Origin of the sequence: Dyella dinghuensis (assembly GCF_003977615.1) — a bacterium.
Taxonomy (GTDB): Bacteria; Pseudomonadota; Gammaproteobacteria; order Xanthomonadales; family Rhodanobacteraceae; genus Dyella_B; species Dyella_B dinghuensis.
On the sequence record NZ_RYZR01000003.1, the window covers coordinates 186758 to 211821 of the forward strand.

The 25064-nt window shown below is 58.1% G+C and carries 18 protein-coding genes and 1 pseudogene; 8 read left to right on the plus strand and 11 right to left on the minus strand.

Annotated elements, in window-relative coordinates:
* Positions 1-84: 84 nt before the first annotated feature.
* The 8 genes and pseudogenes from EKH79_RS04015 to EKH79_RS04050 all read right to left on the minus strand — a co-directional run bounded on the left by EKH79_RS04015 (position 85) and on the right by EKH79_RS04050 (position 12668).
* A complete protein-coding gene (locus tag EKH79_RS04015; RefSeq protein WP_126672513.1) occupies positions 85-2310 on the minus strand; it encodes a glycoside hydrolase family 20 protein in 2226 nt (741 codons plus the stop codon).
* 81 nt (positions 2311-2391) lie between these two features.
* Positions 2392-5202 carry a TonB-dependent receptor plug domain-containing protein gene (locus tag EKH79_RS04020; protein ID WP_126672514.1) on the minus strand — a complete coding sequence of 937 codons (2811 nt, stop codon included), beginning with the start codon at positions 5200-5202 and terminating at the stop codon, positions 2392-2394.
* A gap of 142 nt (positions 5203-5344) precedes the next feature.
* Positions 5345-7024, minus strand: a complete 1680-nt coding sequence (locus EKH79_RS04025) for an alpha-L-fucosidase (RefSeq protein WP_425478464.1) — start codon at positions 7022-7024, stop codon at positions 5345-5347.
* A complete protein-coding gene (locus EKH79_RS04030) occupies positions 7021-8115 on the minus strand; it encodes a glucokinase (protein WP_126672515.1) in 1095 nt (364 codons plus the stop codon). Before EKH79_RS04030 ends, EKH79_RS04025 begins: the two co-directional genes overlap by 4 nt.
* A 347-nt stretch (positions 8116-8462) precedes the next feature.
* A pseudogene (locus EKH79_RS19130) lies at positions 8463-8783 on the minus strand (exo-alpha-sialidase); the annotation flags it as partial.
* Positions 8758-9807 (minus strand): glycosyl hydrolase family 18 protein, encoded by a 1050-nt coding sequence (locus EKH79_RS04040; protein WP_126672517.1) that lies wholly within the window; start codon positions 9805-9807, stop codon positions 8758-8760. The gene EKH79_RS04040 and the pseudogene EKH79_RS19130, both read right to left, overlap by 26 nt.
* A gap of 24 nt (positions 9808-9831) precedes the next feature.
* Positions 9832-11448 (minus strand): alpha-L-fucosidase, encoded by a 1617-nt coding sequence (locus EKH79_RS04045; protein WP_126672518.1) that lies wholly within the window; start codon positions 11446-11448, stop codon positions 9832-9834.
* Between the two features lie 92 nt (positions 11449-11540).
* On the minus strand, positions 11541-12668 hold the full coding sequence (locus tag EKH79_RS04050) for a glucokinase (RefSeq protein ID WP_126672519.1): 1128 nt from the start codon (positions 12666-12668) through the stop codon (positions 11541-11543).
* Positions 12669-13011: 343 nt separating this feature from the next.
* Here EKH79_RS04050 and EKH79_RS04055 point away from each other — a divergent pair, with 343 nt between their 5' ends.
* Genes EKH79_RS04055 through EKH79_RS04080 form a run of 6 tightly spaced genes read left to right on the plus strand, consistent with a single transcriptional unit; the run spans position 13012 to position 19097 of the window.
* Positions 13012-14040 (plus strand): aldo/keto reductase, encoded by a 1029-nt coding sequence (locus EKH79_RS04055; protein ID WP_126672520.1) that lies wholly within the window; start codon positions 13012-13014, stop codon positions 14038-14040.
* The gene (locus EKH79_RS04060) at positions 14037-14912 is read left to right on the plus strand and encodes an amidohydrolase family protein (RefSeq protein WP_126672521.1); all 876 of its coding nucleotides are present in this window, start codon (positions 14037-14039) and stop codon (positions 14910-14912) included. The genes EKH79_RS04055 and EKH79_RS04060 overlap by 4 nt, the downstream gene beginning before the upstream one ends.
* Before the next feature lie 46 nt (positions 14913-14958).
* The gene (locus tag EKH79_RS04065; RefSeq protein ID WP_126672522.1) at positions 14959-15705 is read left to right on the plus strand and encodes an SDR family oxidoreductase; all 747 of its coding nucleotides are present in this window, start codon (positions 14959-14961) and stop codon (positions 15703-15705) included.
* A 17-nt stretch (positions 15706-15722) separates the two neighbouring features.
* Complete coding sequence (locus EKH79_RS04070) at positions 15723-16586, plus strand: fumarylacetoacetate hydrolase family protein (RefSeq protein ID WP_126672523.1); 864 nt, start codon at positions 15723-15725, stop codon at positions 16584-16586.
* A 43-nt stretch (positions 16587-16629) separates the two neighbouring features.
* On the plus strand, positions 16630-17949 hold the full coding sequence (locus tag EKH79_RS04075; protein WP_126672524.1) for an L-fuconate dehydratase: 1320 nt from the start codon (positions 16630-16632) through the stop codon (positions 17947-17949).
* Positions 17913-19097, plus strand: coding sequence for an alpha-hydroxy acid oxidase (locus EKH79_RS04080; protein ID WP_233590174.1), 1185 nt, complete (start codon positions 17913-17915; stop codon positions 19095-19097). Before EKH79_RS04075 ends, EKH79_RS04080 begins: the two co-directional genes overlap by 37 nt.
* Before the next feature lie 43 nt (positions 19098-19140).
* Here the strand turns inward: EKH79_RS04080 and EKH79_RS04085 are convergent, their stop codons facing one another.
* Positions 19141-19509 carry an L-rhamnose mutarotase gene (locus EKH79_RS04085; RefSeq protein ID WP_126672525.1) on the minus strand — a complete coding sequence of 123 codons (369 nt, stop codon included), beginning with the start codon at positions 19507-19509 and terminating at the stop codon, positions 19141-19143.
* Positions 19509-20795, minus strand: a complete 1287-nt coding sequence (gene fucP, locus EKH79_RS04090) for an L-fucose:H+ symporter permease (protein ID WP_126673048.1) — start codon at positions 20793-20795, stop codon at positions 19509-19511. The genes EKH79_RS04085 and fucP overlap by 1 nt, the downstream gene beginning before the upstream one ends.
* 229 nt (positions 20796-21024) lie before the next feature.
* Between fucP and EKH79_RS04095 the strand changes: the two genes are divergently transcribed.
* Complete coding sequence (locus tag EKH79_RS04095) at positions 21025-21804, plus strand: IclR family transcriptional regulator (protein WP_126672526.1); 780 nt, start codon at positions 21025-21027, stop codon at positions 21802-21804.
* Positions 21805-21867: 63 nt separating this feature from the next.
* The gene (locus EKH79_RS04100; protein ID WP_126672527.1) at positions 21868-23226 is read left to right on the plus strand and encodes an alpha-L-fucosidase; all 1359 of its coding nucleotides are present in this window, start codon (positions 21868-21870) and stop codon (positions 23224-23226) included.
* A gap of 21 nt (positions 23227-23247) precedes the next feature.
* On the opposite strand, the gene EKH79_RS04105 is transcribed toward EKH79_RS04100, so the two are convergent.
* Complete coding sequence (locus EKH79_RS04105) at positions 23248-24951, minus strand: NAD-dependent malic enzyme (protein WP_126672528.1); 1704 nt, start codon at positions 24949-24951, stop codon at positions 23248-23250.
* Positions 24952-25064: the final 113 nt, after the last annotated feature.

The window sequence follows — 25064 nt, forward strand, 5'->3', positions numbered from 1 at the left end:
AGACAACCGGATCGTCGAGAAGCGTGTTACTCGTACAAGTTTGCTAGCGTTCGTTCATGACAGCAAGTACTAGACCCCTTCAGGTCAATGCACCCGGATCTCATCGAGGAAAAGCCACGTATCTTTTGCACCACCCGAATAGGAAACGGGTGCTGACTGGACTCTCTCTGCATTGACGCGCACGTAGCGAGCCGTGACCGGCGTCGTGGACGTGAAACTGATCGGCTGGATACGCAGCGGTGAGGAGAAGTCCGGTACCGGCGTATCGGTATAAAGAGGTGTCCAGTTCTGACCGTCCGTCGACACAAAGAAATACACCTCTTTGGGCAACAGAATTCGCGAATTGGGTCGCAGCAGAAAATCGACGTCAATAGCGTGAAACGTCGTGATCTGTTGCAGATCGATCGTGGCGCGGAAATCGCTATCGTGCCAGGCAGCCCAACGTCCGTCGTAGAACTCGTCGGTGCCCATGATCCCATCCACCAGCACGTCGCCTGATCCGTACTGCGGCGCTACGGGATTGGAAAACGTAATCGGCTTTCCCAAAGCGATATTGTTGACCAGGGTGAAAGAACTGGCCTTGTCGTAAGGCACTCCATGAAGAAACGGCACGACTTTCACGACGCCGGCTTTCTTGATTGTCAACGTATCGTCAAAAGACGGCGATTGTTCGGTAGGATCCGAACCGTCGAGGGTGTAGTGATTCTGCAGATCGGCGAATCCGCGCACGGCTTTTAGCTGCCAATCATTATGCTGCGCATCCAGTGTCATCGTGTAACTCACGACTGGCCGATCTTCCGGGCCATAGGCGATGTGCTGCGCATCCAGCCAGCCGTACTGAGCTTGCAATCGGTGCTGAAAATCAGCGTAGCTGGTTTCGTCGTGTGCTCCGCCCGTCCACACATTTTCGGCCAGCGCCAAAATGCGTGGATAGATTTTCCATTCGGCATTCAGCGGATTGGCGCGCTCGCTCCACAACGGCGCTTCGGCACCTAGAATCTGCGCGCGATGGTTTTGCAGGAATGCATCGGAGTTTCCGCCGGTTATATCGGTGCTGTAGACGTTTTTGACGGTCAGCTTATCCAGCGGTGCATCGAGGTAGAACGGACCCGCAACGATAATTCGGTTGCCGTTGGCGAGCGCTTTGTGCGCTTCGTCATCGCCACGCCAGATTTCGATAATGGCATTCTTGTCGGCGCCGCCTTCAAGAATCTCGTCCCAGCCCACCAGCGTTTTGCCCTTGCTGGCGAGATACGTCTGAATGTGCCGGATGAAGTAGCTTTGCAGTCCTTCTTCGTCTTGCAGGCCCTGTTCTTTCATAAGTGCCTGGCAGGAGGCACAATCTTTCCAACGATCCTTCGGCGTCTCGTCACCGCCAATGTGTATATACGGCGACGGGAAAAGTTTGATGACTTCATCCAGCACGTTTTGCAGGAACGTGAAGGTATTTTTGTCACCGACGCAATCGATATCCTTGAAGACACCCCACGTGGTGGCCACCGTCAACGGTTGTTTCGTGCAGGAGAGTTCTGGGTACGACGCCAACGCCGCAAGACTATGCCCCGGCATTTCGATTTCTGGAACGACCATGATGTTGCGCTGACCCGCGTACTTCACCACGTCGCGAATCTGCGCCTGCGTGTAGAAACCGCCGTAGCGCGTACCATCTTCCTCGATGCGCCATGCGCCCACGCTGGTGAGTTTCGGGTACTTCTTGATTTGCAGACGCCAGCCCTGGTCTTCCGTCAAATGCCAATGGAATGTGTTGATCTTGTAGTAACTCAACACGTCGAGCTGCTTCTTGATGAATGCAACGGGATAGAAATGTCGCCCGACGTCGAGCATGAAGCCGCGATAGGCGAACGCTGGCGCGTCTTCAATCTGCACGGCTGGAATCGCCGCAGGTGAGCCGTGCTCTAGCGGCAAAAGCTGACGCAAGGTTTGTACGCCCCAGAACAGTCCCTTGTCGGTCGATGCCTGGATGATCACACCGCGTGGCGTGACAGAAAGCCGATAGGCTTCATCGCCTTTCACGGAAGGATCGATCGCCAGTGCGATGCCATGTGCATGCACGCTTTCGGAAAGACGGATGCCAGTCTGCTCGCGGACCGCATCGCGCAAAAAGGAAACGATTTCGCGCGCTCGTGCATCGTTGGGAGCGTCGATACCGGTGTTGGCATCCAGTTGATAAACGCCCTGGCCGGTTTCCATATGTTGCGGTTTCGGGACAATCGAGATTTCGGCGGACGCACAAAAGCTCATCACCAGGACAGAAACACCCAAGCAGTACGCGAGCAACGACTTCAACATCCGTAAAACTCCATCTGTTCAAACATATCGCCCAAAGCAAACGAGCCCGGCTTTTGGCCGGGCTCGTTTGGATTGCTTACCTCAATCGATCTTCCAATCAACCGACAAGAAGAGCTCGCGACCGTTGTATTCATCGGCGCTTTGCCCCGTGGTGACGAACTCAAAGCCACCGGCGTAGTACGGGATTCCCGCGACCTTGTTGAAGATGTTGTTGACCGTGAAGGTCAACTTCACCTGCTGCAAGAGCTGATAGCTGACCGAGCTGTTCCAGGTGATCCAGATCGGGACGTGGCCGTTGTAAACCACGCAGTCTGCGTCACCCAGGCTCGGCTGGGTGCCGTTGGCGAGCGTTTCGCAAGCACCGTAGCCAGGCGAGCGCAAGGTGCCGTCACGCTGACCGGACACCGACACGTTCCAGAGGTCCTTGTTCCAATCGGCTACCCAATTGACCCTGCTCGCCACTTGGTTGTAGCGCGTATTGAGCAGTGGGTCGTTGGCCAGCACACGCTGTTTGTACGACAGATTGTTGGTGTAATTGATGCTGCCGCGGAAGTTGCCGTACTCCGTCGCTTTCTTGTAGTCCAGCGAAGCATCGATACCGCTCACGTACAACGACGCCTCGTTGATCGGGCCAGACTGCACCTCGGTGATCAGACCAGCCGCATTGCGCGTGACCATCTTCTCCACCATCTGGCAATACGCCGACCCCGGAATGTGTGCGGTATATGCCTGTACCCCGCTGGTGCCGTTTGCCTGCAGGCCGGTAAGGCAGCCGGCTTCGTCCGTCAGCACGGTTTGCTGGCTGAGGTACTCGATGGAGTTGTCCACGCCCATGTGCCAGTAGTCGGTGGAGAACGACAGGCCGTCCACACCGGGGATCTGCCACACGAAACCATAGGTCCAGGAGTGACCAGTCTGCGGCAACAAGTAGCGGCTGCCGCCTGTTACAAGGTTGTAGTACTGCGAGGGCGGACGTTGCACCTGCGAGCACCATGTGCTGTTGGTCTGACCCGCCTTGATGGCCTGGATGCACTGCAAGGGATCGATGAAATCACCCTGCGGTTCCGTGGAACCGGTCTGATAGATAGCCTGCATGTCCGGCGCCTTGAAGTTGGTGCCGTAGGTGCCGCGAATCAACAGACTATCGATGGGACGCCATTCGATACCGGTGCCCCAGGTGCGGGCGACGTCGGCACTGCTGGCGTCACGGTACTTGTCGAGGCGACCGGAGAGCGTCCAGGTCAACGTATCCAGAATCGGCATGCGGAACTCGGTGCCGAACGAGAAGCGCTGACGGGTGCCACCACCGGTGTTGTACTCATCGAACGGATTCTGGAACGTATCGCCGTTGGCGCCGCGCGGATCCGGCGAAAGCTGGAAGCCGTTGTGCGCAGCTTCGAATACCGCCGCCCAACCGATTGGTTCCTCGCTTACCCATGGCAATTTGTACAGATCGCCGTTGACGCGGAACTGCGCCTGGTCCAGCCACGACGTCGAGGTGTTCTCGCCACTGGCCGCGAACGTACCGTATTGCTGTGGCGTGATGGGGTTCCACCATTGCTGCCAGTTCATGGCGTAAATGGGCAAGCCTGCAGCGTTGGTACCCAACTGCTTGCCGAGGAAGAAATTGGTCATGGCCTGAGGATCGATGGCCGTGATGACCTGCCCCGTCGTCTGGTCGTAGAACTGAGGACTGACGTATACCGGCAACTGGGTGTTGGAAATGCCCACCGTGTCATACAGCGCCGCCGAGGCGTAAAGCTGCAAGCCGTTCTTGAAGTCGTACTCGCCGGCCACGAAGCCGCTGTTGTTGCGGCTGCCTGGTGTCAGCACCCAGTCTTTGAACAGGGCCGGCTGCGAGCAGTAGTAACCATTGTCGGTCACGCCGGTAATCTGGTTGCCCTGGGTGGCGACACTGTGCGACTGGCTCAGCTGGAAGTTGTTGCCGAACTTTGAGCAGCTGCCTGCCGGAGGCGTGATGTATTGACCTGAGGCGTTCGTAGCGGAGATGCCAATGGCGCTGGCTGAGTCGTACTGGTAGCCGAACATGCGATCGGCCGGGCTCCAGGCACCGTATCCGGCGTCGGATACCGAGTCCTGATAGGGACGATCGGCACCCCAGAGCGCCGTGCGGTTGGACTTCTCCGCGTTGTAGATGATGTGCCAGTTCTCGCCGGATTTGCCGCCGGAGAAGTTGATGTCGCCGTATCTGCGACCGCCACGAGTGGCGCCACCGCCGGTCACCTGCAGGTCATCGCCCTGATAGTCCTTCTTCAGGATTACGTTGACCACGCCTGCAATCGCATCCGAGCCATAGATCGACGAAGCGCCGGAGGCCAGGATTTCGATGTGGTCGATCATGCCGGTGGGCAGGTTGTTGTAGTTCTGGAAGTTGCTCTGAGCATTCAGCGGCTGCGGGTAGTCCACCACGCGATGCCCGTCGATCATCAGCAAGCTGAAGCCAGCACCCAGGTTGCGCAAGTTTACTGAGCGCGCATTCACCGAGGTGGCACCCCAACTGGCCGGGTCCTGCGTCTGGCCAAATTGCGGCATCGAATCGAGGAATTCCCACAGCGTGGTGAAACCCTCTGCCTTGATCTGTTCGCCGGTGACGATTTGGACCGGCGCCGGTCCTTCGATTTCCACGCGCGGGATCATCGAACCGGTGACGGTAATAGTTTGGAGTTTCGCCGCGTTCTTCTGATCGGCCGGCTGCCCGCTGGTTGACGTGCTTTGTGGGCTCGTCTGCGAATTGCTCGATGAGGTGCTCTGCTGATTCGTCTGCGAATTGTCAGAGGTCGTGCTCGATGTTTGTGCGAACGCACTTGGCGCGAACAACGCGAGCGCCAGCGAACTGGCCAACACACCACGACGTACTCGGATATTGCTCATGTTTCTCCCCTCCCGGTGAAGTTTTAGTGTCTCTTGCCGCATTCGACCCCCTGGTAAGTCGAAATCGGCGTTTTTACTTGCTCGTCTGTGATCGCGCTGAAAGCGGATCGGCATTTCTCTTTCTTTTCCGAACGACAGCGATTTATGAATGGGGCGCGCCTCCCTCCCTCGCTGTCAGCGTGAGATGGTCTTTCATTTCTATTCGATAGACATATGCACGCACGCCAGCAGGTTGCGTGGGCAGATTGAGATGCAAGCCGTCAGCTTGCTGATCGAACGCCACTGGTTTACCGGTGGCCAACAACGTCACCGACGTCACGTTCATGCTTGGCGTGATGGAATGAATCAGCGCATGAGTTGTCGACGGCCACGCCATTTCGATGGCGTAGAGACGTCCATTCTTGGTGGTGAAACGAAAATCTTCCGCGGTATAAGGCTTCGTCTTGGTGTCCTGCATGGTGCCGGCGGCGACTTGCGTGGGACCTTCGCCGTAATGCGTCCACGGACGCGTGCCGTAGATCGCTTCTCCGTTGACGTTCAACCATTGTCCGATCGCCAGCAAAATGTGCCGCGCCTGTTCCGGAATGGTGCCGTCGGCTTTGGGACCGATGTTCAACAGCAGATTGCCGTTCTTGCTCACCACATCGGCGAGCAACTGCACGATTTCATCCGGTGACTTGTAGGTATCGCCTTCCGCGTATCCCCATGAGTCGGGGCTCACTGAGGTTTCGGTCTGCCAGGGTTGTGGGCGGATATCCGCGGCCTGTCCGCGCTCGATGTTCAATGTGCCCGTACCGGGGCGCATATCATCGAGTTTGTAGTTGAGTACAACGCCCTGCTCGCGCGTTGCTGCCTGGTTGTAGTAGAACGCTGCGAACTCGGCCAATGCATTGCGGAAACGCGGTTGACCCACCCACCAATCGAAGTACATCAGGTCCGGATGGTAGTCCTGCACGATTTCGGACGAGCGGGCTAGCCAATCGTTGATGTATGCATCGGAAACGAATGTCCAATCGACATCCTGACCGTCCTCGCCCTTGGCAGATTCCGACGGATGCGCCGGCCCGTAGAGCGCGGCATAGCGTGGATCGTTGACGTCGGAATTGAATGTGCGTCCGTATTCGTAGAACCAGTCGTGCTCGGCGCGGTGCGAAGAAAGGCCGAGTTTCATGCCCTGCGCGCGAATCGCCTTGGCCAGTTCGCCGATCACGTCGCGATGCGGCCCCATTTTCACCGCAGTCCAATCCGACAGCTTCGAGTCGTACATCGCAAAGCCGTCATGATGCTCGGCAACGGGCACCACATAACGCGCGCCCGCTTCGCGGAACAACGTCGCCCATGCCTGCGGATCGAAGTGCTCGGCTTTGAAAAGCGGAATCAGATCCTTGTAGCCAACCTTGGGCATCGGGCCATAGGTGGCGATCTGATGCTGGTAGCGATCGGAGTTCTCGCCCGTGCGTTCGTACATGTGGCGCGGATACCACTCGCCTTTGAACGCAGGGACCGAGTACACACCCCAATGGATGAAGATGCCGAACTTGGCGTCTCGATACCATTCCGGCGTGCTGTAGCCGGTAAGGCTCTGCCAGTCCGGTGTCATGGGACCCTGCCAGGCGACTTTGTCAGCCTGCGCCAGGATGGCTTTGCGCGCACCGTCGTAAGGACGATTGGCGGCCACCCATTGCTGTTCGATCGTTGCCGCATCCGGCGGCGTCACTGCTTGCGTACTATCGGCAGCGACAACCGCAGTCATACCGAGCAGCGCAAAAACAACGCCTGCACATAGACCCATACCACGCAGCATCGAACTGTGCGCGCTCATGCGGTCTTATCCTGAGCCTGGTGACTCATCAGCCAGCTCGCTGCGCCAATGACACCCAGCCGCGCGTGATCCACAACGTGGACAGGAACGGTCTGCAGGAACGGACGCATCACGCCCTTATCGAGAAAGCGGCTCACGAACGTGCTGCGTTCGACAAACTCGACAATTTGCGAGAGAAAACCTCCGGCGAGATAGATGCCGCCGGTTGCGCCATACAACATCGCTAGATCGCCGAGGAAGGAACCGAGCCATCCGCAAAACAGCTCCAGGGTTTCCACCGCTCTCACGTTGGTACCGGCGCATGCTGCCGCAGTGATCGCGGCTGGCTCCTGAAACACGGCGGGCAAGCGTTCGACGCGGCACAACGCGCCATAAAGGCGTAGAAGTCCAGGGCCGGACAAGATGTGGTCGTAAGGTACATGCGTGTTGGCTTGCGCCAACTCGGCAAGCACTTGTTGTTCACGCCCGACGCGGGCCGCCAACTGGATGTGGCCCGCTTCCGTTGCAAGCACCTTGGGCTGTGCGCCGGGCAAACGCACCGCTACGCCAAGTCCGGTGCCTGGACCAACAATGACGACGGGACCTGTGCCTGTTTTATCCAGCCGTTTCTGGTTATGCAACGATGTGATATCGCTAACATCCAGATACGTCGTGCCGTAAGCCAGTGCTTCAAAATCATTGAGTATTTTGACGCTGCTCAGCCCCAATTCTGCCTCGAGCACAGACGGTGCGACTGGCCATTGCAAGTTGCTATTGACGACCCGCCCTTCATGCAGGAAGCCCGCACAGGCAAGCGCAAGATGAGACGGCTTGGCCGCATAGGTCGTGCAGAACGCACGTACGATCGCATCGAGACCGGAGTACTCAGCACACTTGTAGACGCGGTACGCCAACACATTGGGCGTCGTTTCGCCCTGCCCAAAGCTGATCAACCCGATGCGTGCATGGGTGCCGCCTACGTCGGCAGCAAGGAACGGCTCGTTGGAAAACGATGCTGACTTCGCGGACAATGCAGTCCCTTCCAGTGCGACACCAAACGGCGGGGAATAAATGCCCCCGGACTCGTTGAAGCCCTGATAGCCGCCTTTCATACGCAACGCTGCTCCGCGCCGTCGAGCGGCGAAGCCGTTTCGTTTTTACTCAGCTGGATCGGCCCCTTCATCTCCCCTCCGGTGCCCCAACAACGCTCTGTACTCATCCCCGGAGTCACCCGGCGATTTCATACGTGAATATCTAATTCATATTTACCTTCAAACAGCTTATAGGTCGAATTTAGATCGAGGCAAGTTGCATCGCAACACATTTTTTCGATTGCGATCACACAAAATTGCCCGTGCTCGTAAACCATTGTTTTGTGTACACACGTAACGGCACCCAGGTCCCTGCTTTGGGGAGGTTTCGCGAAACTGTCGACGGGTTCCGGTCGTGGCTTTTGAAGATCGAGAACCACGTACGCAATACGCAATCGCTTCCATGTGTAAGTGATGTGGACCAATCCATCGCTGGTCTGGATGACAGCCGGATAGGAAAACTCTGCACCCGAACTTTCTTCCGTCGTCAGTACGTGCTTCCAATGCACACCGTCGCTGAAAACAGGGACCGCAAGTGTTCCTCGCCGCCCAACCGCAACGCCATCACCATGACCCGGTTGGCCGACAACGACGAAAAACGTTAAACGCCTACTCCAAGTAACAGGACGCTGAAGATCACGGTGACGCGGGAAGCTTTCACCATCAGCGTTGCATGACCGGCAACTCATCCCACACCTTGGGGTCTTCGGAACCAAGCACCCAGGCGCAGAAACCTTCCAGGCCGTACTGATTTATCAGCGCGTAGCGATCGCGGAAACTATGCGCGTCAGGGATAAAAACCCATTCGCGCATATCGTCGCGGTAGAAGTAGAACCAGGACTCGTGTTCTACCGAATCCCACTGCACATTCGCGTGCTGTTCCTGTATCAAAGGCATCCACTCGTCGGCGTCGATGTAATCGGCCTTGATGTTGGACGCTTCGGTGCCATCCTCCCGCACGGGATTACCGGTATACCAGTGGTATCCATACAGTGCGATGCCTAACGAGAGCTTTTCCTTTGGCACCATCGTCAGCGCGTACTTCAGCTGCGCTATGACCCACGGCATGCCATCGACGGGCCCCGGTGTGGTCCAGCGGGTGTGCTGGTCGTACGTCATCAGGCAGATCAGATCTGCGTATTTGCCAAGCGCAGCCAAATCGTACGCGCCACGCCAGTACTGCCACATCCATTTCGCGAACTGCCCTTCCCCTGCGTGGCCCGGTGCGTTCGGAACCACGGCAATGGACAGCTTGAAACCATGCTTGTGCAACGCCTCGGCAGTCTGCTTGGCCAGCAAACTGAAGGCGTCCCGATCTGTCCAGGAAATGTTTTCGAAGTCGAACTGAAACCCGGCGTAGCCATGTTCTTCAGCCTGCTGCAGCATCGAATCGATCATGTGCTGCTTAGCCGTTTCGTCGTGCAGAAGATCGTGAAATCCCTTGCGTCCGGCCGACATGGAAATGATCGGCATGACCGGAACACGATGATCCTTGGCGATATCCATGACGTAACGATTCGGGCCGCCGTTGACCAGCCCCTGGTCGTCGACACCGTACCAGGTAGGTACCAGCAAGCCGATCTTGTCGGCATGAGCCACGAAGGAGTTGAGCGACTTGGGTGTACCCATCAGGTAAAACAGCGCGTCCGGCTGTTTCGCAAACGCGGCGCCACATACAAACATGGCGATCAAGAACGCGATGAATCGTTTCATGAAAATTTCCAGAGAAATGCAAATTTATGGTGCTGTTGCAGTCAATTCGATGCGATAGACATAGGCGTTTTCGCCGATCGATTGTTTCGGCAGGGTCAAGTGCAAGCCGTCGGGTTGTTGTTGCCACGTCACAGGCTGATCGTTGACAACCAGATTGACGGCGCGCACGTGGTCGTTCGGTTTGATCGCGTGGATGACTACCGTTCCATCTTTCGGCCAATCCATCTCGATCGCGTAGAGCACGCCGGGCTTGGCGGTGAAACGAAAGTCCTGTGCGGTATACGGCTGGGTCTTGGTGTCCTGGAATGAGCCGCCTACCACTTCAGTGGGGCCTTCACCAAACACGCGCCACGGCTTTGTGCCATAGATAGCATCGCCATTCGCTTTCAACCATTTGCCGATAGCCAATAACACGTTGCGCTCGCCATCCGGAATGGTGCCGTCTGCGCGCGGTCCGATATTGAGCATGAGGTTGCCGTTCTTGCTGACGACGTCGACCAACAGATGGATAAGTTCTCTCGGCGATTTATACGTATCGTGTTCGACATAACCCCACGACTTGTCGCTGATCGACGTGTCGGTCTGCCAATGGGTCGGGTGAATGCCCGTCAGCTGACCACGCTCGATATCGAGCGTACCCGCGCCCTCCGGAAAATCGCCCAGCTTGTAATTGACCACCACGCCGTCGCGGCGTGCACCTTCGTTGTAGTAATACGCCAGCATCTTCGGCAAGGTGTTGCGGAAGGTTGGATGGCCGATCCACCAATCGAAATAAATAAGATCGGGGTGGTAGTCATCGATCAGTTCGGCGGTGCGCGCAAGCCAGTCGTCCAGCCATGCCTGTGATACATAGGTCCAGTCGTCAGCGAGGTTTTGGTCGTCCTTCGACAGATGCGCTTCGGCGGGACCATAAAGTCCGGCATATCGCGGATCGTTGACGTCGGAATCGAATTGGCGGCCGCCATCGAAGAACCAATCATGTTCGGCGCGATGGGAAGACACGCCAAAACGAAGTCCCTGTGCACGTATCGCTTTGGCCAATAGTCCGATGAGGTCCTTGTGCGGCCCCATCTTCACCGCGGTCCACTCAGACAGCTGCGAGTCGTACATCGCAAAACCATCGTGATGTTCCGCTACAGGCACGACGTAACGCGCGCCCGCATCTCGGAATAATTGAGCCCAGTCCTGCGGATCGAAATGTTCGGCCTTGAACATCGGAATGAAGTCCTTGTAGCCGAACTTCGACTGCGGACCGTAAGTCGCCACATGATGGGCAAACTCCGCCGTACCCTGTTGATACATCAACCGCGGATACCACTCGCTGCCAAACGCCGGAACCGAATACACGCCCCAATGGATGAAGATGCCGAATTTTGCATCGTCGTACCACGCGGGCGAGCGGTAGTTTTGCAGCGAGACCCAGTCGGCGCGAAAGGGGCCCTTATCCATACCGCTGGCGACGCGGGACAAGATCGCGTTACGTTCCGGTGCAAATTTTGCGGAGGCCTTCTGCCAGGCTAGATCCGCATCGTGCGGCGACAGCGTCTTCGCCGTGGCGGCGGTCGATGATTGCGCGACTGCGGCATCGATAAATACAGCGCACGCAGCGAGCAGACCAATGGTGATGAGAAATCGCTTCATGGTCCCAACGCTTTTAGCCATACGGAACAGTGGTTATAAAAAAGCCGATCGCGGCCATTGGGGAACGGCTTGGCCGCGATCGACGAGGGAAACTAACGCTCAAAATTCAAACCGAGTGAGCGTACTTCGCGTTCACTTTCACGCATTGCGCCGACATCGACGCAATGGTCGAGATGCCAGCTCGCGGCGCCGATGACACCGTGCCGATCGTGATCCATGACGCGAATCGGAACCTTTTGCAGAAACGGGCGCATCACACCTTTGTCGAGAAACCGCTCGACAAAGGAACTCTGTCGCATGAAGTCGACCATGCTGGAAAGAAATCCGCCGGCCAAGTAGATGCCACCCGTGGCGCCGTACAACATGGCCAGGTCCGCCGAAAACGAGGCGAGCCAGCCACAAAACAAGGTGAGGGCCTCACGCGCAACATCGTCATTGCCGGCGAGCGCGGCAGAAGTAATCGCAGCAGGTTCGCCAAGGGACGGATAGCGGTCGCGTATCGCGCACAAGGCGGTATAGAGACGATGCAAGCCTGGACCGGAAAGCACCGTTTCGTAACACACGTGAGTGTCGGCTTGAGCCAATTGCGCAAGCACTTGCTGCTCGATGCCGACACGCGCGGCCAGTTGCGTGTGGCCCGCCTCCGTCGTCATCACGCGCGATGGCGCACCGGGAAACCAAACGGCCGCCCCTAGTCCAGTGCCCGGGCCAACAACGACGATGGGGCCGTTTTCCGGCGCAGACACCATAGGTGCCTTCAGCATCGTTGCGTGATGGGAAGCGACATGCCCTACGGCATACGCGAGCGCTTCAAGGTCGTTGAGGAACGTCACGCTGTCGAGTCCCAGCGCTTCTTTCATCGCTTGCGGCATGACTCGCCACGCAAGATTCTTGTTGATCACCGAACCCGCATGCATGTAACCGGCGCACGCGAGCACCAGTTTGCGAGGTTGCACATCAAGCTCCTCGCAGAAGCAGCGGACGATGTCCTCCAAATGGGGATGATCGCTACAGCGATACGTTCGATAGGCAAGGATCTGTGGCCTGCCCCCTTTGGCTGCCGTAGCGATAAGACCCAGGCGCGCATGCGTACCCCCGACGTCTGCTGCGAGAAATGCGAGATCGCCAGGATTTACAGGAACGTAGGTCTGAGCCATCGCCAAGTTCGCGTGGGCATCCGTCGACACATCGACGGATGGGGACATCGTCATCTCAGTCATGGCACCGAACCCCGCTGTGTGCGCAGGATTCGCCCAATTTTTTCAATGGAAATGGCATCTGCGCGCAACCCTGCCCCTGCGTCTGCGAATCAAACCGCCATGAACCAGCGGACCCGGCGCCTGTTCATTAGCAAAATGATATTTCATATATGTTTTAGATCGTGACAAACCGAATTGCAACTCTTTTTTGATGGCCGTCATCCCATCCCATTACGAACACCTGTAAATTGGATGTTTATATGTACACAGGCGAGCGGATGCGCGATCATCCCCAGACAGGTCCAAGCGAGAACCGGGAGTCCGTCCCTGAACGGAGGGGCTCCCCAGTCACCCTGAGGTTGGAATGACGCAAGCGACAACCCGGCCAAATCCCGATGCCGCCAAAGCTCAGCGGGTGCCGTGGCTGCGTTCGCCTCTGTCATTCGGTGGTGCTCCCATCGGCAACCTCTACGAATCCGTGGACGACGACAAAGCCGCTGCGGCCATCACGCGGGCCTGGCAACAAGGCATACGGCATTTCGATACGGCGCCCTATTACGGCTACGGCTTGAGCGAATCTCGGCTGGGCGACGTGCTGAGTGACCTGACGCGCGACAGCTATACGCTATCGACCAAGGTTGGCCGCGTAATCGAAGCGGACCATGGCCACACGCATCACGACGATGGTTTCATCGTCGACGGTCGGCGCGCTCATTTCGATTACAGCCGCGACGGCATCATGCGCTCAGTCGAGGCCAGCCTCAGCCGACTGCGCACCGATCATATCGATGTCCTGTTGTTACACGACATCGGTGCCCTGACTCACGGTGCACATCATGCCGCGGTGCTCCGCCAGGCATTGGATGAAGCACTGCCTGCAATGGCGGAATTGCGTGCGCAAGGCGTGTGCGACGCCATCGGCATTGGCGTCAACGAAGAAGCCGTGTGTCTCGAGGTGATGCCGCAGTTCCCGCTGGACGTCATCATGCTGGCCGGGCGCTACACACTGTTTGAGCAACAGCACAGCGAAGGCGTCATGGCGCAAGCACAAGCGCGCGGTGTCGCCATACTTGCTGCAGGCCCCTACAACTCGGGGCTGCTAGGGGGAACAAACGGGCCGGGTAGCTTCTACAACTACGCCCCGGCTGACGACGCCACTATCGAAAGAGCGCGGCACTTCTACGAGATCCTCGCGCATTCTCATACCGAGGTCGGCGCGGCAGCCTTGCAATTTCCGTTAGCGCATCCTGCTGTGCTCAGCGTTGTTTGCGGATTGCGTTCCGTGGCAGAGGTCGATAGTGCTACGGCACGCATGCAAGCCCCTATTCCCGCTGAAGCGTGGCATGCATTGCGTGAGGAAGGTTTGCTACGGAGCGGCACGCCCACACCATGATCATTGTCGATGCACATCAGCACTATTGGCAGCCATCGCGCGGCGACTATGGCTGGTTGGCGCATGCGCCTGCGGTATTGAACAAAGCTTTTCTGCCTGCCGATTTTCATGCCCAGCGGGAAGCTGCAGGCGTCAAGTTCAGCGTGCTTGTGCAAGCCGCACCGACTGAAGAAGAAACACGTTATCTATTCGAATTGGCGCACATCGATCCGGCGGTCGTCGGCGTTGTTGGCTGGGTCGACATGGAAGCGGACGATGTAGGCGCCCGCATCGATGCGCTGATTCGCGACGGCGGCGGCCTGCTCTGCGGATTGCGCCCGATGGCCCAGGACATCGCCGATCCGGACTGGCTGGCCAGGCCATCCCTCGATCGCGCCTTCGATTGCATCCAGGATTGCGGTTTGGCTTTTGACGCACTCGTCGGCATGCCGCAGTTGCCTGCTCTGTGCCGCCGGCTACGCCGCAATCCGCGGTTGAGTGTCGTGCTTGATCACGCAGGCAAACCGGCCATTGCCGATGGACGATTCGATCAATGGACCAGCTGGATCGACGAATTGGCGCAACATCCGCCACTTCACTGCAAGCTGTCGGGTCTGCTCACGCTGCTCGGCGAACCCGTCCATGAAGACGCGATAGAGCCTTATGTCGCAGACCTTTTTGCGCACTTTGGCGCGGAACGTCTGATGTGGGGCAGCGACTGGCCCGTGCTCACGACACATGCCGATTTCAGCCACTGGTTGCATGTGGCGTGGATGTTGACCGAGCGATACGCACCCGGCTCACAAGCGGATGTCTTTGCCGCCAATGCGGCGCGTTTTTACGCGCTGGACATCGACTTACCCGTTCCAGACTTTGCAGGAGTATCACCATGATCTTACCCGCCACGTTGTTTCGTTCCCGCTATAAAGGGGACGCCGCATGAGTGGACGTCTAGACGGCAAGCACGCGCTTGTCACCGCGGCGGGCGCGGGTATTGGTCGCGCAACGGCCCTCGCCTTCGCGCAGGCCGGTGCCAAGGTGCTCGCCACCGATATCGACAGCAATGCACTAGCCACTCTTGCGGCGGAGCATCCGGCACTCACCACGAAGTTGCTGGATGTCACCGATGCGGAAAGCATCCGCGCGTTGGTTCATTCATCCGGCCCCTTCGATGTGTTGTTCAACTGTGCCGGCTATGTCCATGCAGGCAGCATTCTGGATACCGACGATGCGAGCTGGCGCCGTTCGTTCACCATCAACGTCGACAGTATGTTCCATCTATGCAAGGCCGTTCTTCCCGGCATGCTCGAGCGCGGCAAAGGCAGCATCATCAACATGGCATCGGTCGCGTCCAGCATCAAAGGCATACCCAACCGATTTGCCTATGGCACAACGAAGGCCGCCGTGATCGGTTTGACACGCGCGATCGCCGCGGATTTCGTGGCGCGTGGCGTGCGATGCAACGCAATTTGTCCTGGCACGGTGAAAACACCATCACTCGGTGAACGCGTACGCGCGCTCGGCGGCGACGAGGCCGCCAACTGGCGAAGCTTCACCGACCGTCAACCGATGGGGCGTCTGGGCGAGCCTGAGGAAATTGCCGCACTAGCGCTGTATCTCGCGTCCGATGAATCCGCTTTCACGACAGGCACTATCCACGTTGTGGATGGTGGCTGGTCCAACTGAGCGCAAGGAGCGCATCTATGAAACTGGTACGTTACGGTGCACTCGGCAGGGAAAAGCCAGGCTTAGTCGACGAAGCAGGCACGCTTCGTGATCTCTCATCCGTCATTGACGATGTTGATGCGAAGGCACTGGGCCGCGAGGGCCGTGCGCGCATTGCCGAGATCGATCCAAAGACGTTGCCGACAGTGGCCGGCCAACCACGCTTCGGCGTGCCGATGGCACATGTCAGCAAAATGATTTGCGTCGGTATGAACTACGCCGAACACGCTGCAGAAACCAATGCGCAGGTGCCCGAGCAGCCGGTGATTTTCATGAAAGCCACCAGCGCGATCATCGGGCCCAACGATGACGTCGTCATTCCGCAAGATTCCATCAAGACCGACTGGGAAGTGGAACTGGGTGTCGTCATCGGCGAGACCGCTCGCAGTGTGACGGTCGAGAACGCACTGGCGCATGTCGCCGGCTATCTCGTGGTGAATGACTTGTCCGAGCGTGCGTTCCAATTCGATCACGGCGGTCAATGGGTCAAGGGCAAGAGCGCCGACACCTTCGGACCACTCGGCCCATGGCTGGTCACCACCGATGAAATCACCGATCCGCAGAATCTCCATCTTTGGCTGGAGGTCAACGGGCACCGCTATCAGAACGGGCACACGCGCACGATGATTTTCAACGTGGCGCAACTGGTAAGCCACATCAGCCGTTACATGACGCTGCTGCCTGGCGACGTCATCAGCACAGGTACGCCTTCCGGCGTGGGTCTCGGACAAAAGCCGCCGGTCTATCTGCGTCCCGGCGATGTGATCGAACTGGGCATCGATGGGCTCGGCCGACAGCGACAGCAGGTTCGCGCACATATCGGCGACGAACGCACAACATGACTGCGATGAATCTACGTATCCCCTACTCATGGAAGATCACTGCATGACAAAGATCACGGCATTGGATACCTATGATGTCCGCTTTCCGACCTCTCGCGAGTTGGACGGCTCGGATGCCATGAATCCTGATCCGGATTATTCGGCCGCGTACGTTGTGCTGCGCACCGATCAGCCCGGTCTGGAAGGTTACGGCTTTGCGTTCACGATCGGCCGCGGCAACGATGTGCAGAAAGTCGCCATCGACGCGTTGGCTCACCATGTATCGGGGCTCAGCGTCGATGACGTGATCGGCGATCTCGGTGGGTTCGCCAAACGTATGATCGGCGATTCCCAGTTGCGTTGGCTCGGCCCTGAAAAGGGTGTGATGCATATGGCGATCGGCGCAGTGATCAACGCCGCCTGGGATCTCGCCGCGCGGATGGCTGGCAAACCGTTGTGGCGATTCATTGCCGACATGACGCCCGAGCAGTTAGTCGCAACGATCGACTTCCGTTATCTCACCGACGCGCTTACCCCCGAAGAAGCACTGACCATGCTGCACGCAGCCAAAGTCAGCAAACCGCAGCGCATCGCGACATTGCTTGCCGAAGGCTATCCCGCCTACACCACATCGCCAGGCTGGCTTGGCTACAGCGACGAAAAAATGCAACGGCTCGCGCGCGAGGCGGTTGCCGCAGGCTTTCGTACCATCAAGCTCAAAGTCGGTATGAATGTGGAAGACGATGTACGGCGTTGCCGCCTTGCGCGCGAAACCGTCGGGCCCGACATCGGCATTGCCGTCGATGCCAACCAGCGCTGGGATGTACCTGACGCTATCGCCTGGCTGCGGCGCCTGTCGGATGTAAACATCGCTTGGGCTGAGGAACCGACAAGTCCGGACGATATCATCGGCCACGCCGCCATCCGCCGCGCCGTCACGCCGGTACCGGTTTCAACCGGCGAACACACGCACAATCGCGTCATGTTCAAGCAGCTATTTCAGGCCGGTGCAGTCGACCTCGTGCAGATCGACGCGGCTCGCGTCGGCGGTGTGAACGAAAATCTGGCGATTCTGCTGCTGGCTGCAAAATTCGGCGTGCGCGTGTTTCCGCATGCTGGCGGTGTTGGCCTCTGCGAATTGGTACAACATCTCGCGATGGCTGACTTTGTTGCGATCAGCGGGAAGAAAGACGATCGCGCCATCGAATTCGTCGACCATCTGCACGAACACTTTGTCGACCCTGTGATCGTGCGCAACGGTTGTTATATTGCGCCCGAGTCGCCAGGGTTTTCCGCGCAAATGCATACGGGCACCTTGGCGCATTATCGTTACCCGGACGGTCCCGCATGGCGCGAACCGGCCAGCGTGGCGAGAGCACGATGACCAGTCCCATCACCTGTGTTGCCGATTTGCGCGAACTCGCGAAGCGCCGCGTGCCGCGCGCCTTCTTCGAATACGCCGATCGCGGTTCCTACGAAGAAACGACGCTGCGGTCCAATCGTGCTGCGTTGGCAGGGATAAAACTGCGGCAACGGGTGATGCGTAACGTCGATAATCGCTCCCTGGCCACGGACATCGTCGGGCAACCGGTGTCCATGCCACTGGCGATTGCACCAACCGGCCTTACCGGGCTGCAACGCGGTGGCGGCGAGATCCTCGGCGCACGCGCGGCGGAAAAAGCCGGCATCCCGTTTTGCCTAAGCACGATGTCGATCTGTTCCATCGAACAAGTGCGCGACGCGGTGAAGACGCCGTTCTGGTTTCAGATCTATGTCATGCGCGATCGCGGTTTTACGCGGGCACTGATCGAGCGCGCCAAGGCCGCCGGTTGCTCAGCGCTGATGCTGACTGCTGACCTTACCGTGCAAGGTCAGCGCCATCGCGAGATCAAAAATGGTTTGTCGGTACCGCCCCGGCTGACCATGCACAACCTGCTGGACATGCTCAGCAAGCCACGCTGGGCGTGGAGCATGTTGAACGCACCCAGCAGGTCCTTCGGCAATTTGCAGGGACGCGTCGAGAATACCGACAGCCTCACCACGCTCGCGCAGTGGATCGCCAAACAGTTCGATCCGACGTTGACGTGGGAAGACCTCGAATGGATCCGCGCACTGTGGCCCGGCAAACTCATCATCAAAGGCATCCTTGATCCCGAGGACGCCCGTATCGCCGCCGAACATGCGGTCGACGCCATCGTCGTCTCCAATCATGGCGGCCGCCAGCTGGATGGTGCACCTGCCAGCATCGATGTGTTGCCATCGATCGTGCAAGCGGTCGGTGACCGATTGCAGGTGCTGTTCGACGGCGGCATTCTCACCGGCCAGGATTTGCTGAAGGCATTGGCCAGCGGCGCGCATGCCGGATTGATCGGTAAGGCGTTCCTTTATGGATTGGGCGCCATGGGTGAAGCCGGCGTTACACAAGCCATTGAGCTTATCCGCCGCGAATTAAGCGTGAGCATGGCCTTGACCGGACAGACGGATGTGCGCAGCATCACCAGCGATGTGATCTGGCGTAACGATTTCACTTAAGCATCCGTTGGCTGGGTTCGCCAGACCGCGCTACATCACTTGCTCAGGTTTTTTTGCCGGAAAGACCTGCAGAGAGCGTTTCAGCCAACGAAAAAATACGCGCCATGGGCACCCACTTCTGCCCCGTTTCGGCCCATGGTAAACGTTGCTGATAACGATCCATCAGCGCTTCCCACGCATGTGTCATTGGATCGTCCACCTGGCGTTTGATCGGCACATCGTAATCGTCGGGCACCTGGACAACCATCACCAACCGATTGCCGGTGCGAAAAATCTCCATCTCTTCGATGCCCGAAGCATGAATCGTCGCAGCAATTTCCGGCCAGACGTTGCCGGGTTGATGCAAACGTTCGTATTCGGCAATCGCAGCGTCGTCGTCGCGCAGATCCAACGCATAGTAACGACGTGGCATCAACTATCCCCTTCCAAAGCATGTCGGCGTCGTTGCCATGCAAACAGCAACACCACGGCAAAACTGCACGCCGGCACTATCATCGCATGCGCCATGCTGCTTTGATCGGATACCGCGCCCATCAGCGCGGTCAGCACCGCACCGCCAATAATGGTCATGACAAGCAGCGCCGAGCCGAGCTTACGTTCATCGTCACTCCGCCCTTCTACGCCCAGTGCGAACACGGTTGGATACATCACCGACATGAAAAAGCTGCATGTCACCAGTGCATAAGCGCCATGAACACCTGGCTGGAAGACGGCAAACAAAGTCAAAGCGATATTCACCGTGGCAAACGCCATCAACAGCCGCACTGGAGCGAGATACTTCATCAGGGCGGTGCCTGCGAAACGGCCCACCATGAAACACACCAGTCCAGCGGTGAGGAAATTCGCGGCATCCCTGGACGTTGTACCCGGCATCGTCGCCTGCACGTAGCGGATGGTGTAGCTCCACACACCGACCTGCGCGCCGACATAGAAGAACTGCGCGAACATGGCGCCGATAAAACGCCGGTCGCCCAGTAACCTGCGCAGCACGCCGCCTCCGCCCGCCAATACGGTATCTGTGTGTGACGCAGTCGCCTTTGGAAAACGCGTCAGCACAATCAACACCGCCCAGCACAGCACCACAATGCCGATCACCAGATAGGGCCACTGCACGGCCCGCGTTTCGCTGGCGTAGTAAGCCGTACGATCCGCCACGCTCATAGCCGCAAGCTGGGCAGACGAGCGATCAATGCCGGAAAAGATGAAGTGCTGGCCAATCAGAATGCCCGCGATCGAACCCAGCGGATTGAAGGCCTGCGCCAGGTTGAGCCGGCGTGTTGCCGTTTCGCGCGGACCGAGCAACGTCACAAATGGATTGGCCGAGGTTTCCAGAAAGGCCAGCCCGCTGGCAATCACGAACAGCGCGAACAGAAACAGGCCGTAGGTGGCGGATGCCGCAGCCGGCCAGAACAACAGCGCGCCCAACCCGTAGAGCGCCAATCCGAATACGACGGCGCTCTTGTAGCCAAAGCGGCGCATATATATGCCTGCCGGCATCGCGACCAGGAAATACCCGAGGTAGAACGCGCTCTGCACCAGCCCAGCGCGGAAATCGCTGAGCACGAATGCCTTCTTGAATTGCGCAATCAACACGTCGTTGAGGTTGTTGGCGCCGCCCCACAGAAAGAACAGGCTGACGATCAAGACCAGTGGCAACCATGATCGCTGTTCGGTCTCCGTGGCGCCGGCGAGCGGCATCGCTTGGTTATCTGTCACCGGCTGCACATCCACCCTCTTCTCTCTATGGCGAGCCCCAGGGTGGGATTCGCACAACCGCGTGGCGGCCTCCGCCATTATGTGCAAATATGAAACGATAATTCACCTGCGCCACAAGACGCGCCGCAACAAATCCGCCGGACAGCCCGGCATGATTGGCGGCAGTGTCGTAAGCGAGGCGGCAAGCCGGCCGCCAAAGGAAAGGAGAGCCATGCCGACTCAAACCCCCAAATACCGTGCGCCCGCGCTGGACAAAGGGCTGGACATCCTCGAGCTGCTGGCGAGCGCGCACAAGCCGCTCAGTATTACCGAGATCTCCGAAGGTGTCGGCCGCTCGCGCGGTGAGATCTTCCGCATGCTGCAGGTGCTGGAAGAGCGCGATTACATCAGCCGTGGCGAAGGCGACGTCGGCTACTCGGTCACCACCAGGCTATTTCGTCTAGGCATGGAACAGCCGCCGGTAAAAAGCACGATCGAAGCGGCGTTGCCTGTCATGCACAAACTCGCCGACATCAGCGGCCAGGCTTGCCATCTGGTCGTGCCTTCGCACGAACAGATCGTGGTGGTCGCCCGCGTGGATCCACCCGGTGAGGTTGCCCTGGTCGTGCGCGTCGGACACCGGCGTCCGATGTCACGGTCCACGTCGGGTCATGTACTTCTCGCCTTTCAGGATGAGCCGGTACGCGAGCGCTGGCTCGACATGATCGTCAAGTACGAACCTGCACTGGACCGAAAGAAGCTGACCAAATTGCTGACACAGCTTCGTGCGCGCGGCTACGCCAGCGAGCCGAGCCAAATCGTCGATGCGGTCACCGACCTTTCGGCGCCGGTGTTGCAACACGGACGTGCCGTCTGCGCGCTCACCATTCCCTTCATCGAGCAGCGTACCGAAGCACAAACCACCATGGATGACGTGCTTGCCGAGCTGCGGCGCGCGACTAAAGAAATATCCGATGCCTTGCAGTTTGGTGCGGCAGCTCATCCCGATTGAGCCGCGTGCAGCTCCAATCTCGTCACTCCTCTTCCAAAAAGCATTTACGCAGGATTCGAAAACATGCGGATGGGTCTACGCATTCTCCTCGCCTTCGCAGTCGGCACTAGCTTCGTCACAAGCACTTCGTTCGCGCAGAATTTCGTCGATATCAAACCATCGCCGCAACAAGTGCACTGGCAGGATCTTGAATTTGGGGTGATCGTACATTTCGGCACGAACACCTTCCTCGACCGTGAATGGGGCGACGGCACGGCCAATCCCAAAGTTTTCAATCCCGACCACGTCGATCCCACGCAGTGGGCCCGCGCGGCCAAGTCTGCCGGTGCAACCTATCTTGTGCTGGTCGCCAAACATCACGACGGCTTCGCGCTGTGGCCAACGGAGCAAAGCGACTACTCCGTTAAAAACAGCCCGTGGATGAACGGCAAAGGCAACCTGGTGCAAATGACCGAACAAGCCGTGCGCAAGGAGGGCATGGGGTTCGGTATCTATTTGTCGCCGTGGGATCGCCATGAACCGCGTTACGCCGACTCAGTAGCTTACGATAAATACTATCTCGCGCAGATGGATGAGTTGATTCAAGACTATGGTCCACTCACAGAATGGTGGCTGGACGGTGCGGGTAGCGCAGGTCACGTTTACGATTTCAAAAAATATGTTGAAGAACTGAGAACGTATCAGTCGAACGTGATGGTTTTTGCCGACGTCGCACTCTTTGGCTATGGCGACATCCGCTGGGTGGGCCAGGAAGATGGTCATATCCACGGCGAAAACTGGAACGTCATCGATCGGCACAGTGAATTGCGCTGGCGCCCGGTGGAAGTGGATACACCGCTGCACAAGCTGGAATGGTTCTGGCATCCGGACAGCGACAAGACCTTGAAGAGTGTCGACGAACTGGTCGATATATGGGAGAACAGCGTCGGTCGCGGCGGACAGCTGATGCTTGGCATCGCACCGAACCGCCATGGTGTTTTGCCCGACGCCGACGTTGCACGCCTCAGGGAGTTCGGCGAAGCGCTGCAGGCTCGCTACGGTGTCGACAAAGACCTGGCTCGCAACCATATCGCGGGTGATCCGAACGTTGACGCAGCCCTCGACGGCGATCCCGATACCTTCTGGTCTGCTGCTGAGGGTTCACCTCACGCGACGCTTGAAGCCGATTTCGCCAAACCCATCACCTTCAATCATGGCCTTACGATGGAATGGTTGAACGACGGTCAATGCGTGCAGAAATATGCCATCGAAGCATGGGCTGATGGCAAATGGGTGCAGGTGGCCAAGGCTGAAGCCATCGGGCATATGAAGATCGACCGCTTCACGGCAACCACCACTAGCAAGGTGCGACTGAATATTCTGTCCAGTGTCTGCACGCCGCGCATTCGCGAATTTCAGTTGTTCAATGTCGCGGGTGGCTGATCGTCATTCGGTCGTCGGAACTCAACAAGGCGGCACAAGTTCATAGGGACAGTACTTGGGCTCCCACACGAACGACTGAATCCGTTGGTCAAGAGTTGCTTCATCGCACGGGTCGGCAACGCCGTCGGCCTGTGCTTGTCTGGCGACGGCCTTGGCGACTGCCAGCGATACGGCGCGCAATTGATCGACGGGCGGAAGCAAGCGGCCGTTATGGTCTTGCGCAGTCGGCGACATCGCCGCGACCACCTTCGCGGCGACCATGAACATGCCATCCGTGACGCGTCGGGCATGCGCACCCAACACCCCCAAGCCGATGCCCGGAAAAATGTAGGAATTATTCGTCTGATCGACCGGAGTCGTCTTTCCATTCCATGTCACCGGTGAGAACGGACTGCCGGTTCCTATCAAGGCGCGACCATCCGTCCATTCCATCAGGTGTTGCGGTGTTCCTTCACTGCGTGAAGTCGGATTGGACAGCGGAAAGATCACAGGCCGTTGCACATGCTTGGCCATTTCGCGGATAACCGGTTCCGTAAATGCACCCGCCTGCCCCGACACGCCAATCAACACCGTGGGTTTCGCGTTTCGCATGACTTCGAGCAGGCCGACCTGATAAGGCTTCTCCAGTACCCACGTGTCGATCGCGTCGCGCTGCTGCACGAATGGCTCCTGCGCCGGCGTAATACCTTCCATGCCTTCGACAATCAAACCGTTGCGATCGACCAGATAAAACGACGCACGCGCCAGATCCTCATCGAGACCGGCATCGACCATCGCCCGCAGCAACAGATTGGAAATACCGCAACCGGCAGAGCCGGCGCCCAATACGGCGATACGTTGATCGGTGAGCTTCACACCCGTGACATTGACCGCGGCCAGCAACGTTCCCGCTGCAATGGACGCAGTACCCTGGATGTCATCATTGAATGTGCACAGGCGGTCGCGGTACTTCTCAAGCAAACGGCTGGCATTGGATCCCGCGAAATCTTCCCATTGCAGCAGGATATCCGGCCAGCGCTCGACCACGGCCTCGACGAATTCTTCGACGAACGCGTCGTACTCCGCGCCAACGACGCGCTCATGGCGCCAACCGATATAAAGCGGATTGGAAAGACGTTCGGTATTGTTCGTGCCCACATCGAGCAGAATGGGCAAGGTCAGATCCGGATGAATACCCGCGCACGCGGTGTACAACGATAGCTTTCCAATCGGAATGCCCATGCCGCCAGCGCCCTGGTCACCCAGACCCAGAATGCGCTCACCATCGCTGACGACAATCACGCGCACGGGATCGAAGCGGGGATCTGCGAGAATATCGCGAATGCGTTGCTTGTTCGGATAGCTCAGGAACAAACCGCGCGGCTTGCGCCAGATTTCACTGAAATGCTGGCAGCCCTCGCCCACCGTTGGCGTGTACACAAGTGGAAGCAATTCGTCGATGTAACGAACCAGCAATGCGTAGAAAAGCGTTTCGTTGCTGTCCTGCAGCTCTCGCAGGAAGGCGTAGCGTTCGAAGTCCGTCGCAAAGGAACGCATGCCTTTCAACCTGCGTTCGATCTGCTCCTCCATTGTACCAATGTGCGGCGGCAGGATACCGTGCAATCGAAACGTGTTGCGTTCGCTCTCGTTGAAAGCAACGCCTTTGTTCAACATCGGCTTATTAATGAGATCAAAGCCTGTCACGCTGACCTTGATCGCTTTGCCGGCACTGGTCGTATCGCTCATCGCACATCGTCTCCTGAAGCACAACTGCGATACTTAAGCACACATCGTCTGCGCATGTGTTGCGTTTTTGTGCAAGCGTGCGTCGTCGCAATGCCGCGCATTGCCGAAGCAGT